Annotated in this window: 13 protein-coding genes; 5 read left to right on the forward strand and 8 right to left on the reverse strand. The window is 62.5% G+C overall.

Annotated elements, in window-relative coordinates; genetic code table 11:
• Window positions 1-107: 107 nt before the first annotated feature.
• Complete coding sequence (locus tag EVC45_RS29215) at window positions 108-1034, reverse strand: LysR substrate-binding domain-containing protein (protein ID WP_129961665.1); 927 nt, start codon at window positions 1032-1034, stop codon at window positions 108-110.
• A gap of 323 nt (window positions 1035-1357) precedes the next feature.
• On the opposite strand from EVC45_RS29215, the gene EVC45_RS29220 reads away from it, so the two are divergent.
• The 3 genes from EVC45_RS29220 to EVC45_RS29230 all read left to right on the forward strand — a co-directional run bounded on the left by EVC45_RS29220 (window position 1358) and on the right by EVC45_RS29230 (window position 5535).
• Window positions 1358-2671, forward strand: coding sequence for an MFS transporter (locus EVC45_RS29220; RefSeq protein WP_129961666.1), 1314 nt, complete (start codon window positions 1358-1360; stop codon window positions 2669-2671).
• A 69-nt stretch (window positions 2672-2740) separates the two neighbouring features.
• The gene (locus tag EVC45_RS29225) at window positions 2741-4204 is read left to right on the forward strand and encodes an amidase (protein WP_129961667.1); all 1464 of its coding nucleotides are present in this window, start codon (window positions 2741-2743) and stop codon (window positions 4202-4204) included.
• A 128-nt stretch (window positions 4205-4332) separates the two neighbouring features.
• Window positions 4333-5535, forward strand: a complete 1203-nt coding sequence (locus EVC45_RS29230; protein ID WP_129961668.1) for a porin — start codon at window positions 4333-4335, stop codon at window positions 5533-5535.
• A gap of 57 nt (window positions 5536-5592) precedes the next feature.
• Here EVC45_RS29230 and EVC45_RS29235 read toward each other — a convergent pair whose 3' ends face one another.
• The 3 genes from EVC45_RS29235 to glyA all read right to left on the reverse strand — a co-directional run bounded on the left by EVC45_RS29235 (window position 5593) and on the right by glyA (window position 8689).
• Complete coding sequence (locus EVC45_RS29235) at window positions 5593-5970, reverse strand: BON domain-containing protein (protein ID WP_129961669.1); 378 nt, start codon at window positions 5968-5970, stop codon at window positions 5593-5595.
• 151 nt (window positions 5971-6121) lie between these two features.
• Window positions 6122-7267 carry a branched-chain amino acid ABC transporter substrate-binding protein gene (locus EVC45_RS29240; protein WP_129961670.1) on the reverse strand — a complete coding sequence of 382 codons (1146 nt, stop codon included), beginning with the start codon at window positions 7265-7267 and terminating at the stop codon, window positions 6122-6124.
• A gap of 105 nt (window positions 7268-7372) precedes the next feature.
• Window positions 7373-8689, reverse strand: a complete 1317-nt coding sequence (gene glyA, locus EVC45_RS29245) for a serine hydroxymethyltransferase (protein ID WP_211193493.1) — start codon at window positions 8687-8689, stop codon at window positions 7373-7375.
• 117 nt (window positions 8690-8806) lie between these two features.
• On the opposite strand from glyA, the gene EVC45_RS29250 reads away from it, so the two are divergent.
• Window positions 8807-9817, forward strand: a complete 1011-nt coding sequence (locus EVC45_RS29250) for a LysR family transcriptional regulator (RefSeq protein ID WP_248295300.1) — start codon at window positions 8807-8809, stop codon at window positions 9815-9817.
• A 570-nt stretch (window positions 9818-10387) separates the two neighbouring features.
• Complete coding sequence (locus EVC45_RS29255) at window positions 10388-11212, forward strand: DUF2242 domain-containing protein (RefSeq protein ID WP_248295304.1); 825 nt, start codon at window positions 10388-10390, stop codon at window positions 11210-11212.
• 295 nt (window positions 11213-11507) lie between these two features.
• On the opposite strand, the gene EVC45_RS29260 is transcribed toward EVC45_RS29255, so the two are convergent.
• The 4 genes from EVC45_RS29260 to EVC45_RS29285 form a co-directional block, all read right to left on the reverse strand.
• Complete coding sequence (locus EVC45_RS29260) at window positions 11508-11816, reverse strand: hypothetical protein (RefSeq protein ID WP_129961672.1); 309 nt, start codon at window positions 11814-11816, stop codon at window positions 11508-11510.
• A gap of 555 nt (window positions 11817-12371) precedes the next feature.
• On the reverse strand, window positions 12372-12713 hold the full coding sequence (locus tag EVC45_RS29270; RefSeq protein ID WP_248295301.1) for a hypothetical protein: 342 nt from the start codon (window positions 12711-12713) through the stop codon (window positions 12372-12374).
• 375 nt (window positions 12714-13088) lie between these two features.
• Entirely contained in the window at window positions 13089-14588 is a 1500-nt protein-coding gene (locus EVC45_RS29280) for a trypsin-like peptidase domain-containing protein (protein ID WP_129961674.1), read from the reverse strand.
• A 273-nt stretch (window positions 14589-14861) separates the two neighbouring features.
• Entirely contained in the window at window positions 14862-15848 is a 987-nt protein-coding gene (locus EVC45_RS29285) for a nitronate monooxygenase family protein (RefSeq protein ID WP_129961675.1), read from the reverse strand.
• Between the last annotated feature and the right edge of the window lie 87 nt (window positions 15849-15935).

A 15935-nucleotide genomic window follows, 5' to 3' on the forward strand; every position in this document is an offset into this window, starting at 1 on the left:
AGCACAAATCGGCAAAACAGGGGGCACTGCGCAAGAACGTGATGGGCAGAAGAAGTCAGGCGATAAAAGCAACCGGCGCAAGTTCCAACTTCGTCGTGCCGCCGCTCTCAGCCTGCGCCTGTCGCTTCGTAGTCGAACAACGGCGCGCTCGCGACCGCCTCGCAAAAGCAGTCGATCAGATAGTCGCAGGCGGCCGTATTCAACGCGTCGCGCCGCGAAATGATGCCGACCGCAACGCGCGGCAGCGGCTCGCGCACCGGCAGCGCGATCACCTGCTGTCTGAACCATTCGGATTCGACAAAGCTCTTCGGGCAGCACGACAGAAAATCGCTATGTGACGACAAAGAGAAGCTCCCGCTAAACGAACTGCATTCGACCACGACGCGCGGCGCCGCCGCGCCCACGCTGACGAAATAGTCCTGCAGCACGCGTCCGATGCTTTCCGGCGTGGTGTTCAGCATCCATTCGGCACCTTCCAGATCGGCGATGGATTGCGCGTTTGCAAGCGGGTGTCCCTTGCGCGCCGAGATGATCAGTTCTGCTTCGAGTAGCGGTCTGAATTGAAACTCGCTGGTGATCTTGGTGTCGTCGACGATCGCGATCGCGAAGTCCAGCGTGCCGTCGCGCAACCCCGCCAGCGCGGAGCTGAGAAAGCCCTCCTGCACCGAGAGCCGCGTGTCCGCCATGCGCAGCCGGAACGTGTGGATCGCGCGCGGCAAGTACTTGAGAGCCACGAGCGGCGTGACCGCGCACGACACCTTGCCACCCTCGAAGCCCGACAACTGGATCACGTCTTCGCGCGCATGCTGCATCTCCGCGAGTATCAGCTTCGCGCGCGCATAGATCGCCTGACCGAACTGGGTGAGCTGCGCGCCGCGAGCATTGCGCGCGACGAGCGGCACGCCGAGATCCTGCTCGAGTTCGCGGATGGCCTTCGTGAGGGCCGGTTGCGACAGACAGACCGTCCGTGCCGCGGCACGCAGGCTACCGTGTTCGGCGATGGCAACGAGCGCGCGTAACTGATTGGGTTTCAAGAGACAGGACCGGGAGTGTGGAGTGGGAAGGTTGCCGCGATACATCTGATGCAACGATGGGTCGGTGCGCATGGGCAACACGTTTTGCGCCGATAGTACACGGCGGAAGAAAGCACGGCCATGAGGCTTAGCCCGTATCCGCGTGCAAAGCCGGCTGCGTATGGGGCGATAACCCGCTGTTATCGCGATAAGAAAAAGCAAATCCGCGTCGCTATTTTGGCTCTCTAGACTTTTCCTGTCGCGATGAAGGCGGCACTGACCGCCTGATGCCGCCGACGTCGTTTCGGCGAAAGCTCCATCCACTCACGATAGGGATGCCGTTCATGAAGTCACCGTCACTCAGCCCAGTCGCCGGCTCGCAGGCCAGCGCGCACTCCACTACGATGTCCACGCGCGGTCTGATCGTCGCGACGACGATCGGCAATGCCTTTGAGTTCTTCGATCTGACCGTCTACAGCTTCTTTGCCGTGCTGCTCGGCAAGCTGTTCTTCCCGCTCGCTTCGTCGCAGCAGCAACTGTTGCTGTCCGTCGGCACGTTTGGTGTCGGCTTCATCGCGCGTCCCGTTGGCGGCGTGATGTTCGGCATTCTGGCGGACCGTTTCGGGCGCGTCGTCGCGATGAACATCACGTTGCTGACGATGGCGGTCGGCACGGGTCTGATCGGCCTCGCACCGACGTACGCGCAGATCGGCCTCGCCGCGCCCATCGTCATTCTGATCGCACGGCTGTTGCAGGGCTTTTCCGCGGGCGGCGAAGTCGGCGTCGCGACGACCTTGCTCGCCGAGCGTGCCTCGGTGGAGCGGCGCGGCTTCATCACCAGCTGGCAGTTCGCGAGCCAGGGCGCGGCGGCACTCGTCGGTTCGCTGGTGGGGTTTCTGCTGTCGCACTTTCTCGATACCGCGTCGCTCGAAAGCTGGGGCTGGCGCGTGCCGTTTCTTGCGGGCGTGCTGATTGCGCCGCTCGGTCTGTATCTGCGAGCGCGCATCGACGACGACGGGCACCCCTCGCACGGCGCGGCGCAGCCGGCAGGCGGCGTTCTGAAAACCGTCTTCGCACGCGACGGCAAGCTGTTGCTGCTCGCGTTCATGCTCGTGATCGGCGGCACGTCCGCGCATTTCATCGTGCTGTACTACATGTCGACGTATGCGATCAAGGTGCTCCATCTGCCGATGGATGCGGCGATGTGGTGCGGCATTCTCTCCGGCGCGGTGATGCTCGTCGTCTCGCCGATCGGAGGGTTATGGTCCGACCGCTTCGGACGCAAACGCGTCATGTTCATCTCGCGGCTGCTGTTGACGCTGCTGATTTTGCCGGGCTTCTACGCGATCGCTCACGTGCCGTCGGTCGGCACGCTGTACCTCGTCGGCTGCGCGCTCGCCGCGTTGCACTCGATCAATGCCGGCGCAACCGGCCCGCTTCTTCCGGAAATGTTCCCTCGCAGCACGCGTGCCACGGGACTGTCGATTTCTTACGCGGCAGGTGTATCGATCTTCGGCGGCTTCGCGCAGTTCGTCGTCACGTGGCTGATCGGCGCGACGGGCAATGCGTCCGTCCCCGCCTGGTACGTGATCGTGTGCGGCGTGGTCTCTCTGATCGCGCTTGCGTTCATCACCGATCGCACCCGTGAGGAAATCTAGCGGCACGCAGTACAGCCTTCACGCGCTGCCTGAATCAATGGACCAACGAATCAACCGAAGAGCCCTATCATGTCCGACCCATTGCAACTCGATACGAATCCCGCCGTCACCGACTCGCTGTGCGACGCGTCCGCGCTGACGCTGCTCGACCTGCAACGCAAACGCGAAGTCAGCGCGACGGAAATACTCGACGCGCACCTTGCACGCATCGAAGCGGTCAATCCGCGCGTGAACGCACTCGTGACGATCGGCGACGCCGACGTGCTCAGGCAACGCGCCCGACACCTCGACGAGCGCTGGGCGCGCGGCGAATGGCAAGGCCCCCTGCACGGTCTGCCGGTGTCGCAGAAGGACCTGACGGCGACGCGCGGCGTGCGCACCACCTTCGGCTCGAAAGTCTTCGAGCATCACGTACCGACCCAGGACGCACTGATCGTGCGGCGCTGCGATGCGGCGGGCGCGCTGATGATCGGCAAGTCGAACACACCGGAGTTCGGCGCCGGTTCGCACACCTTCAATGAAGTGTTCGGCGTGACGCGCAACCCGTGGAATCTCGACAAATCCGCGGGCGGCAGCAGCGGTGGCGCGGCGGCGTCGGTTGCCTGCGGCATGAACCCGCTCGCGTGCGGCAGCGACATGGGCGGCTCGCTGCGCAATCCGGCTGCGTGGAATGCCGTGGTCGGGTTGCGTCCTTCGCCGGGCCGGGTGCCGCGCGCGCCCGATATCAACGGCTGGGGCACGCTCGGCGTCGATGGCCCGATGGCCCGCAACGTTGCGGACACCGCGCTGTTGCTGAGCGCGATCGCCGGTCCAGGCGGTGAGGTCGCCACCGAACTCAGCGAACCGGGCGCGCTGTTCGCTCGTCCGCTGCAGCGCGATTTTCGCGGCACGCGGATCGCGTTTTCGACTGGACTGGCAGGCTTGCCCGTCGATCCGGAAATCCAGCGCACCGTACAGGCGCAGGCTCACATGTTCGAGTCACTCGGCTGCGAAGTCGTTTTCGCCGACCCCGATCTCTCCGATGCGGAAGAGGTGTTCCGGATGGAACGCGCGTGGATGATCGGCACGCTGGTCCAGCAACTCGACGTCGACGCTCAAGCACTCCTGAAGCCCGAGATCGAGGACGAATGCCGACTGCACCGCTCGCTCAGCGCCGCGGATCTCGGCCAGATGTTCGTGCGCAAGACCGCGCTGTTCCAGCGGATGCGCAACTTCATGAACGAGCATCCGTTCTATGTGCTGCCCGCCACGCAGATGCTTCCATTCGACGCCGACTTGCGCTGGCCGGCGTCGTTCATGGGGCAAGCCTATACGTCGTATATCGACTGGATGCGCATCTGTTGGTACCTGTCCTCCACCGAGTCACCCGTGCTCGCCGTGCCATGCGGCATCAGTGCGTCGGGGTTGCCCATCGGTCTGCAGATCGCGGGCCGCTATCGCGACGACTGGGGCGTGCTGCAACTCGGTCATGCCTATGAGCAGGCGGCGGCGCACAGCCTGCCCCGCCCTCCAGTGATCGACGCGCTCAGCTAGGCGCCCCCCGTTCCCCTGCCGTGTTTTCCGGTGGCCCAGCGCGGGCCGCCGGCCCCTGTGCGTGCTCGCGAGACGCGGCGCGCCCCCATGTCACTGCAACTGCAACCTCAACCTGAACGTCAAACAACATGAATAAAGCGTTTTTCGCGGTTTGCGTCGCGGCCGCCATGCCCGCGTGTGTTCACGCACAAAGCTCGGTTACGCTGTACGGCATCGTCGACGAGGGCATCAGCTATTTCAGCAATGCCGCCACGACGGCGGCGAACGGCACCGTCTCGGGACACAGCGCCGTGCGCCTGCTCAGTGGCGTGATGCAGCAAAGCCGCTGGGGCCTGCGTGGTTCCGAAGATCTGGGGGGTGGCATGAAGACGATCTTCGTGCTGGAAAACGGTTTCGATGCCAGTACGGGCAAGGCGGCCCAGGGCGGCTTGCTGTTCGGCAAGAAGGCGTTCGTCGGCATGTCGACGCCGTTCGGCACGGTGACGCTCGGCCGGCAATACGACACCAACGTCGACATCCTCGGGCCGATGATCGCGGGCGGTCAATGGGGCGGCTATATGGCCGCACACCCCGGCGATCTCGACAATTTCAACAACACGAATTCCACCAACAACGCCATCAAGTTCACCAGCAACAGCTATGGCGGCCTGACCGTGGCGGGCATGTTCAGCCTTGGCGGCATTGCTGGCAACTTCGCGCGCAACCGGATCTGGTCGGTTTCGGCGGGCTACGTGACGGGCGCCGTGTCGCTGGGCGCGGGCTATCTGTCGGTCGAGAATCCGAACACCTCGTTCTTCGGCAGCCCCGGCAGTCCGGCGCCGACCGTCAACGGCGTGCCCGGCAACAACATGCTGTCGCCCGTCTATTCCGGCTATGCTTCGGCCCGCTCGATGAGCGTAGTCGGCGCGGCGGCCGCCTATACGATCGGTTCGGCAACCGTCGGCGCGGTGTATTCGAACACGCGCTTCGACGATCTGGGCGATCTGTCCTCCGGGCCGAACCCGCTAGGATTGAGCGGGTCGAAAAGCTTCAACAACGGCGAGCTGAACTTTCGTTATCAGTTCACTCCGGCGCTGCTGTGGGGCTTGGCCTACAACTACACGAAAGGCAGTTCGATCGAAGGGAAAACGGGCGCGGCCTATCATCAGTTCGGCACGGGCGTCGACTACCTGTTGTCCAAACGCACGGACGTCTATCTGATCGGCGTCTATCAGAAGGCGAGCGGTACGGACTCGACAGGCAAGCCGGCGGTGGCGGCAATCAACGGGCCCTCGGCATCGTCGGACGACAAACAGGCGGTTGTGCGCATCGGGTTACGCCACAAGTTTTGAGCCCATTCCAGACCTTGTCCGGTTAGCCTCGTCAGCCTTGCGGCTTCCGAACGCGCGTCATTGCGACCTGACGTGCAGATCGTTGTTCACTGAGCGCACCCCGGGCACACCGTGGACCACCGCAAGCGCTTTCAGAATCTGTGCCTCTGAGTCCACGTCTCCCGTCAGCTGCACGACGCCCCGATACGTTGCCACACTCACCGGCAACGTTCGGAGCGCCGGGTCCGCGACCAGCGCCTGCTTCACCCGGCCGGCGAGCGTAGCGTCGTCAGTGGGGACGACGGCCGCCGGTGCGGTCACGGACGGTGTCGGTGTAGGTGTAGGTGTCCGTGCCGGTGTCGTCGTCGACTTGCAGCCGCTAGTGAACACGAACGCGGGCAACGCGAACATTGCGACGATCAGCAGGCGGCTTTTGAGGTATGACGCGTTTCGCATGTCGGCTATGGCATCCAGATCGTTCATCGAGCAGGGACGGCGCCATGAATCCAATTTTCAGAATGGACTCTGGATGGCGAACTGAACGTCCCAATGATCGAGTATACGGCGTCGGGCGGCACAGCATGGCATGCGATGCGGCAGTCACGGCTCAGTGTTGCACGCCGAGACTTTCGCGTTTGCCGTCGTTGAACGTATAGAGCGTGAGTGTCGCGTTCTGCAGGTCGCCCCTGGAATCAAAACGGGTCTCGCCGATGACGCCCTTGTAGTCCGTCTTCTTCAGATAGGGCAGATACTTTGCCGGATCGGACGAACCCGCCCGCTTCATCGCGTCCACGAGGATCATGACTGCGTCATACGCGTACGGTGCATAGATGACGACGTCCTGACCGTATTTCGCCTTGAACCGTTTCTTGAAGTCGTCCATGCCTGCGGAGTATTCCGGCGTGATCCCGCCCGCCTCTGCACAGATGACCTGCCGCCCCTGCAACGCGGCACCCGCCAGGCTCGGTAATTCGCCGGTACAGATGCCGTCACCGCCCATGAACTTCGACTGCATGCCGAGCTGCTGCATCTGCTTGATCATCGGGCCGCCTTGCGCGTCCATCCCGCCATAGAACACCACGTCCGGATTTTCTCCCTTGACCGCCGTCAGCACACCGCGGAAGTCCGTGGCCTTGTCAGTCGTGTACTGACGGGAGACGAGCTTCGCACCGGACGCCTGAGCCGACTTCAGGAATTCGTCCGCGATACCCTCGCCATACGCAGTACGGTCATCGATCACCGCGACCGTCTTCGCGTTCCATTTCTGGACGGCATATTTGCCGAGCACCGCGCCTAACTGACCGTCGTTGGCGACCAGACGGAATGCGGTATCGAAGCCTTGCTGGGTGTACTTGGGGTTGGTGGACGACTGGGAGATTTCGGGAATGTGGTTGTCGAAGTAGATTTTCGACGCGGGGATCGTCGCCCCCGAATTGAAGTGACCCACGACGCCCCTCACGCCGCCGTCGACAAGACGCTGCGCCACCTGGGTGGCCTGCCGGGGGTCTCCGGCGTCATCTTCGACCTGCAGTTCGATCTTGACCTTCCTGCCTGCGATAACGGGCGGATTCGCATTCAGATCGTCCACCGCCATGCGCGCGCCTCGTTCGACGTCCTTGCCCAGGTTTGCATTCTGGCCTGTCAGCGGACCGGCAAAGCCCAGTTTCACGGTGTCATCCTGTGCATGGGCGACTTCCGATGCGAGCGCGGCGACCGCGCCGCCCACCACGATGACCGATTTCAAGAGTTTCATTGCAGTTCCTCCAAGCTTCGATTGATGTCTCGCAAGATACTTATCGGCATCGGAATCATGGGTGTGACGCGGATGCCGGAGCGAATGCCATTTCAGGTCTCCGTTTCAGCGCAGATAGTGCAGTTGCGAGAACTGCCGGCGATACTCGCTCACAGCGGGTGCCACCTCTTCCGGCGACTTTCGGCGCAGCAGAACATCGGCGATGAAGCCGGCGAGCCGCGGCATGTGGTCGGCAACCATTCCCCAGCGAACCAGTTCCGGCGTGCCCATGCGCAGCCCGTTGACGTCACCGTCAACTTCCGGCAGCGGCAGACCGATGCCACACGCGAGAACGTTGGCTCGCCTCAGAAGCTTCGCCATCGTCTGGCCTCCGCCGAACTCGTGCGCCTCGATCGCGAACTGGTGCGACGTCGTCATGCCCCGGTCACGGGCAAACACGGGCAAACCTTCTTCCATCAGCGCGGTCGCGAGGGCCTTGGCCGCCTTCACCATCCCGGCAGCATACGGACGACCGAACGCTTGCCAGTCGAGCATGGTCATCGCGATCGACGCCGACTTGCCTGCGTCGAAATTGGCTGTCATGCCGGGATAGGCAATGGCGTCGAGCTTGCGCGCCATCTCCGCGTCGTTGGTCACGATCAATCCGCCGGCCGCGCCCGCGAGGCTCTTGTACGTGCTCATGGTCATCACATGCGCACCCTGCGTGAGCGGCTGCTGCCACGCGTGACCCGCGATCAGACCGCACAGGTGCGCCGCATCGTAGAGCAGCACCGCCCCGACCTCATCCGCAATCGCGCGCACCTCCTCGACCGGATGAGGAAAGAGGTTGAGGCTCTGACCCAGCGTGATGACCTTGGGCCGCAGCCTCAGCGCGTCCTCACGCAGTGCATTGAGATCGACCGTATAACGCTTCGCGTCGAATGCCATCAGGTATGGCTTGACGCCGTACATGCCGGCAGCCCCGTTGGCGTGGTGACTGAAGTGCCCGCCAACCGTGGCCGGCGGCACGAACACGGTATCGCCCGGTTTCGCCGCCGCAACGTAGGTGTAGAGATTCGCAAACGCGCCGGATGCAACGCGGATCTCCGCAAAGCGCGCGCCAAATACCTGGGCCACGAGTTCGGCGGCGAGCACTTCGATCTTTTCGACACCCTCCAGACCCATTTCGTATTTGTCGCCCGGATACCCCAACGACGGGCGCGAACCAACGCCGGCCGCCAGCAACGCTTCCGCTTTCGGGTTGATGGCATTCGTCGCCGGATTGAGGTTGAAGCAGTCGCGCTCGTGGATCACGCGATTCTCTTCGACGAATGCGAGCAGATCCCTTTCGTTCTGCTCGGGATTCTGGGAAGCAAAGCGTTTCACCAGCGCTTGAATGTAGTTCTCGGGATCGCGCGGAACCCAGGGGCGAGCTTCCAGCATGATGACTTCCTTATCGACAGGTCTGTGTGGGCGGCGGTGCGACTGCCCGGTTCTTGCGGCAGCAGCGCGAGCGTACGCGTGTACCGTGGTTGCGCTTTAGTGCTCACGTGCTCTGCAATGGAACCCATCGTAGGACCTGAATTTATTCACGTATATTTATCTTTTTTTGCGTATTACATTAGCTATTCTGTCGAATTGAGCGCCGTCGAACGGAGGGTAAGCACCATGGAAGTGGGTCGCCTGCGGGCGCTGCTCGAACTGTCGAGGTGTGGCACGATCGCGGCTGCCGCGCAGGCGATGTTCCTGACGCCATCGGCCGTCTCGCAGCAGATCGCCCAGCTCGAGGAGGAGGCAGGCGTCAAGCTGACGGAGCGGGTCGGACGCGGTGTCCGGCTCACTGCCGCGGGGCAGGCGCTGGTGGGCTACGCGGAACGGGTGATGGTCGTGCTCGACGAAGCGCGTTCCGAGCTGGCCGTGCTGCGCCGCGAAATCGCGGGCGAATTGCGGGTCGCCGCGTTTCCGTCGGTCGCCTCGGCGGTGCTGCCGGACACGGTCAAGGCATTGCGGCGGGTCTTCCCGCGCCTCGACATCATCCTGGAAGAGCTGGAGCCGGTGGATGGACTCGCGGCGCTGCGTTCCTGGCGAGCGGACATTGCCCTGATCGACGACCTGTCGATCGTCGTCGGCAGTAAGCAGGAGAGCGTCGGTGTCGTACCGCTCGCCGAAGATGTGCTGTCGGTGGCGCTCTCGAGCGCTCATCCGCTGGCCGGCAAGCCGTCGCTGAGCGTGGCCGAGCTGAGGCATGAAGCCTGGGCGATCGATTCGACGTCGAGCGTGTTTGGCGACTTCATCACCAACCTGTGCCGGCGCGCCGGATACGAACCGCAGATCAACGCCAAGTGTCGCGGCTTTGAAATGGTCGGCGCGATGGTGGCGTCGGGTTGTTCCGTGTCGATCGTCCCCGGTCTCAGACTGGTGCGTCCGCCAGCCGGCGTCGCCTGGGTCAAGCTGAAGCCGGAAGTGCGCCGAAAGATCTATGTCGCGTTTCGGCGCGGCGAACGGAACCATCCTGCGATCAATGTGTTCGTCGAGGAGGTCGTCCGAACTGCCGCACGTCTGCTTGGATAGGCCTTCAACGGGGGATGCGGATGTGTGATTGTTTGCTCGGAGGTGTTATGCGGGTTCGCGAAGGATGAAAAGCGTGCTGCTGACTGTCGTTATCGCTATCTACGATGGCTTCAAGGCGCTCGAGGGCTCGGGAGCATTCTTTCTCGCTTCGGCAGGGCTACTGGACAGGAAACGTGCAACGCTTTGGTCTTCATAGGTCCTCGTCACTCACGTTTCGACTGACAGGAATCATCGGCCACGACCGTGAGCAACGAGGTTACTTTTCCGCGTGTCGACAAAAATGCAGTGCAAATTGGCCAAAAGTCGGTGGCCGCCGCGAGGCACGCTGGGCATCGCGACTGGAGATCAAACGAGACCGACGGGGAACATGGTCAGGGCTTTCGTGGCGGGTAGGCAAGATCGGCGCACCGCATGAGAAGCCTCGGTCGGGCTCGCCTCGCGACACGCAGTGGACGTCACGGATCGGGTACATCGATACGGCCGGCGACGAGGTCGAAGGTTCCTGTAGGGAAAGAAAACTATAATGGCGCGGCCTATTCACTTTCTGACCGGTGGCATGATGTGTCCCTCATGCTATGCGAGAGAATCGGTGTCCTGAGTTTTTATCCGACCCTATCTCTTCTCGCGCTGGTCCACTCGTTCATCATGCATACCCAGTCTCGCCTTATCCCCGCGGCTGTCGTTCTTGCACTTGCGGGCGCACTGTCTGCGTGCTCGACGCCGAAACCGCTTTACCAGCAGGAGCAGTTCGACTCGGCCGACAGCCCTTATATGCAACGGTTCGAGGCAACGGCGGATTCCACCTGCGAAGCCGCCCGCCGCGCGTTGTTGAGCCAAGGGTATATCGCCAGTTCATCGAAGTCGGATTCGGTCGACGGATCGAAGAATTTCCAGCCCAACAACGACTCGCATGCGGTGATTGAAGTCCACGTCGTCTGCACCGCTGACGACCCGAAGAGCGTCCACAGCACCGCATATGTGAATGCGGTGCAGGATCGCTACGCGCTGAAAAAGAGCAATACTTCGGCGAGCGTCGGCCTGAGCGTGTTCGGATCCTTGTCGCTTCCGATCGGTTCGAGTGATGACTCGATGGTCAAGGTCGCGAGTGAGACGATTCCAGCCGGGGTCTTCTATCAGCGTTACTTCGCGCTCGTCGAACATTACCTTAAAGCGAACGCGGTCCAACCGGACCCTGCCGTAGCCACGCCTCCGGCTGCGGCTGCGCGTCCGGCTGAGGCGACGACTGCCTTTACGGCTACGGCTACGGCTACGGCCACGACTATGGCTGCGGCGCCAGCCGAGCCACAGCCCCTGTCATCGATCAACGATGCTTTGCCGCCGATTGGCGCATCGGGGGCAACTGACAGTCCGCAAAAAGCCGCGAACGAGAAGTAAGCGTCACCGGGATCGCGGGTTGCCGCTGCAGCACTCGCCCCAGAGCCGACTTCCGGCATATCGAAGCATCAATGGCGCTTTGAAGAGTGAACCGGACTTTCGTCAGGGGAAAGGCTACCGGTGGAGCGTCGGCCTGAGCCGACGCTTACCGATCAAAGTGGTGCGGCTGTTGCGCATCGCTTCGCTGACTTTTACAAACTCGCGTCGGCGAATGTCAGCTCTCCCTGTTCATCGAAGAGTCTTACCGACCCGATCCATACCTTTCACGCCCCCCGGGAATTTCCGCTTGCCGAGGTCAAAGGCGCGGCAAATCGTCAATGCATTTTTCGACATGATCGCCAGGGACATCCGTATCGATCCCGGCGTGTCCGTCGGTGTGAGATACAGACACAATTTTTGGCCCGAGATACCGGGTGCCACCAAGCGTAAAAAGGGACCAAACAACATCTCCGCGACGGATTGCGGAGACGACTTCGACCACCTCCACAATCGCAGGGGGAGACAGCCATTCACGCGTCGACGGATCGACGGGCGCCCAACGGACATGGGTAAATCGGTCATTCGTCGGGTTGATGCGAACGGCGTCGATAGCAAAAGTTGTCACGTCTACCTCCATCGCCCTGACAAAGGGATGTGTGCATTATGCGCCGCTTCTTTTGCCGGGGATCAGCACGATCGATCGCGAGGGCCGTCGTCAACCCTTGCTGCACGGTCTTCTACCGTCAAGCTCGCGGTCCAGGTTCGTCATGTCCCTGCAGTTTGTTTCGCAGCGCCGTCACGACGCGGCGGGTCGCCTCCAGGTCCATTAGCTGGATGCCGTCCGAAAGGCTGTCGACCCAGGGCGCTTGCAGCCTCATGGCCGCGTCGAACGTCTGCCTTCCGCTGTCGGTTAAAACGACAAGCTGCGCGCGGCGGTGATGCGGGTTGGCCTCAAATGCGACTAGCCCGTCCTTTTCAAGGTCGTTGACGATTCATTGCACGTTTTGGCGGTTACCGCCCAGGTCTCTCGCGAGCCACGCAACCGGCTGTGGGCGTTCGGCGCTAAGGATTGCGCCGAGGATTTGCCGGCGCGCGCTCGTCAGACCGAGTGGCGCAACCAGCCGGTCGCCCGAAGTCAAAAGCAAACTGTTCAACCTGAACAGGTCAGTGAGGAAACTGGTCAGGGTCTCGCCCGCAGGGGTTCGTCTGGTCTTGCGCATCCGTCACCATATAATGGTATTGACATCATGATGTCAATGTGGGGCGACAGGAGCGGTCGATACACCAGCACCCGCACTACATCCCTGCCCTCATTCGCAATCGAAAACTCCTGCCAGCCCGGTTCGTGCTCGATCCGTTGCGCGAGTCCCGCGTCGTGAAGCGCAGTCATGTCAAGAGCCTCCACTTCCACCTCGATCTTGACCGGCGCATGGCCGAGCCGCATCAATGCCGCCATCTCGTGCGCGCTCAGACGCGGCGAACCTGACGCCAGATTCTCTACGCCCGAGTTTTTCATATCCATTCCTTGTCAAATAGAGCCGTGTCAGCGTCGGACACGCGGCCAGATTCGGTCTGCGTACAACCGAACCCCCCGCAGGGATCGAAGTGGCCGCACTTCGCCCACGGACGGTCGCAATACCGCTATCTACGTGACGAGATGAGGTGCCTGGATTTCTTGTGGCATGCGCGGAGCGAACCCTAGACTGCGAACAAGCAATAAGAATCTGGAGAGATGTCAGGTCGAGGCCACGTCGCGACGGCAATCGAGGGCCGAACGACCTCCAGGATAGCGTTCGCCTGCAGGCGGCGAGGCGTGCGCGCGGCTGGCGCAAGCACGTGCTTCTGACCGTCGTCGCATGCTAACCGGGTCCTCACCATGTACATCACGCAGCGACGCTCACTTCAGCGGGACGGAGACGAACCGGCGAGCATTCTGGCGCTGGATCAGCACCGAAATCCCTTTCTTCGCCTTTGCTTCCACCGCGCCCGCCTGCTCCCCGGATTCGATCAGCTCGCCATCGAGCGACAGGACGATATCGCCAGTGTGAATGCCTGCACTCGCCGCGGGTCCAGTCACCGCGTCCACCATCATCCCTTCCGGAAGATCACTCGCCCGCTTCTCGTCGTCGGTCAGCGGATGCATCGTCAAGCCAAGGCGATCCGACGCCGTGCTTGCACTCTGGGCCGGGCCGGGATTCGACGCTGCGGCAGGGGTTTGCACGGCGCTTTGGGGTTCGCCGGCCGAGCCTACGATGATCTCAGTCGTCATCGGCTTTCGACTGCGGATCAGCGTGAGCGTCGTCTTCGTTCCGGGTTGCAGGCCGGCGGCATACTGGGTCAGTTCGGCCGATCGATCGATGGTCCTGTCGCCAATCTTCGTGATCACGTCGCCAGGCTTCAGGCCACTCGCGGCGGCCGGCGTACCGGGCGCGACGGCGTTGACTAGCGCCCCAGCCGGTCGCGGCAGCCCAATCGCCACCGCCAACCCAGGTCCGACGTCCTGGACGTCTACGCCAGGAATGCCCCCCGGGCCATTGCTCTGGGTTTGCAACTGCGCTCGCACCTTGTTCGCCAGCTTGATCGGAATTGCAAACGTGAGGCTTGGGTACCGCCCTACGTCCGGATACACCTGCACGTCAATGCCGATCACCTCGCCCGCCCGGTTGAACAGAGGGCCGCCCGAATTGTCTGGGTTGGCGGCGACCTCGGTCTCGAAAAAGGGAAAATTGCTGCCGTCCGGCAACGCTCGGGAAGTGGCGCTAACAATGCCGGTAGTAACGGTGTTCTGGAAACGGTCGGGTGAGCCGATCGTCAACACCGGTTCACCGACACGCACGCGCGACGAGTCACCAAGCTTGACGGTCGGCAGCTTCGCAGCATCGATCTGAAGAACCGCAACGTCACTGTCAGTGTCGACGACGAGCACCTTGCCTTTGAACTCCCGCCGGTCGGTCAGGCTGACCGTGACTTCATCCGCCTGATCCACCACATGAGCCGTGGTCAGAATGAGGCCGTCCGGGCTGATGATGAAACCGGAGCCGGTGCCCGTTGTCACGCGTGGATTATTGCGTTGCGGCTCCGGCGATGGCGGCGCAACGCCGCTGAAAAACCCGGCAATCGGGTCGTGGGGGCCGATATCCTCGGGGGGGGGTGCCGATGTTTGCTTCTCTGGCGCCGTTGCGCGGATATGGACGACAGCCGGCCCGTATCGCTCGACCATGGTGGGGGAATCAATTGGCGTCGTGGCATTGGCCGGCGCAACCGACCTCCCCTCGACGGGCTTGGGTTGCGCGGCATCGGCGGCGATCGCAGCAGGCGGGAGGCACGGACAGCCACCCAGAAGTCCAGCTACCACGGCAGCATGGAGCAACGTGCGAGTCAAGGTCCGGCGAAACACGGCGCCTCCGAGGCGGTCGTTATACCAGCGTACCGACGTCTGAAGCGACCAAGGCCAACAGCAATGGCGAACAGAACAGACGCTGATAAATAATTCTATTCCTATGGCGGCGATTCGGTGTGACACGGCTAACCAACGAAAGCAAAATCGCCCACCTCTACCGCACGAGAATGCAGAGAATGAACCCTGTCGCCGGACCGATGCGCGCGATGGCCACGGGCTGCGCGTGACGGGCAAGGGCAATAACTTTAGGTGCGTGGCAAGATTGAAGCGTCAAGGCATGGACGCAGAAGCCGGCTTGTACGGGCAATAGCCCAGTATCTCCTCCATTTCCCTGACGACATTCATGACGATCGTCCTGGCCGGCAGCACGTCGTGGATCAGGCCGGCAGCTTCGCCCGCGATCACGGCCGCCGTGTCATAGTCGTGGTTGGCGCGCGCTTCCTGGTAACGGACTTGCTCGACATGCAATTGCTGCAGTAGCTCGCGCTCGCGCCCGAACCATTTATCCGAAAACGCATTGCGCAGCACACGGCCGGTATAGGGCGCCGGCCATACGTTGTTGCGGGCCATGTCGAAGAGGATGCCGCGTATCGTTTCCTCACCGCCATTGCAATTGACGATGCGCCGCTTGGCGTCGTCAGCGCCGATCGCTTCCTCGCTCGCATAGAAGCGAGTCCCCATTTCGATGCCGGATGCACCGAGCGCGAGAGCGGCGGCAAAGCCCCGGCCGTCCGCGATGCCGCCCGCCGCAACGACCGGAACCTTGCCCGCGACCGCATCGACGATAGTCGGAACGAGCGAGATCGTCCCGCACGCTATGCCGTGGCCTCCCGCTTCAGCGCCCTGCGCAACGATGATGTCGGCGCCGTAATCCACCGCCTCACGGGCCATCGCGGCGGTTTGAACCTGACAGATTGCGAGAACGCCAGCCTCCTTGGTCTTGGCGACATGCCCGCTTGCATCTCCAAACGAGAACATGATCGCTGCCGGCGAGTACTCGAGACACACGTCGATCAGATGCGGCTGCCGCGACAGGCTCCATGTGATGAAGCCCACGCCGACGCGCGTACCCTGTGCCGCGGCGAACTGCTCCCGCAACCATGCCTCATTGCCGTAGCCGCCGCCGATAATACCGAAGCCGCCTGCCTTCGTGACAGCCGCGGCGAGCCGGCCGCCTGCCACCAGATCCATCGGCGCCAGCAGCACCGGATGCTCAACACCCAGTTGTTTTGTCAGTTGCTCGTATCTCTCGAACATCTTCGTCTCCAGATCGCCGCGGACTGTGGCGGGTTATCGCATGTCTGCGCCCTTGAGCACTCGGTGTACTTTCGGGGCCCCGATGTG

This window comes from Paraburkholderia sp. UYCP14C, from assembly GCF_004197395.1.
Classification (GTDB): domain Bacteria; phylum Pseudomonadota; class Gammaproteobacteria; order Burkholderiales; family Burkholderiaceae; genus Paraburkholderia.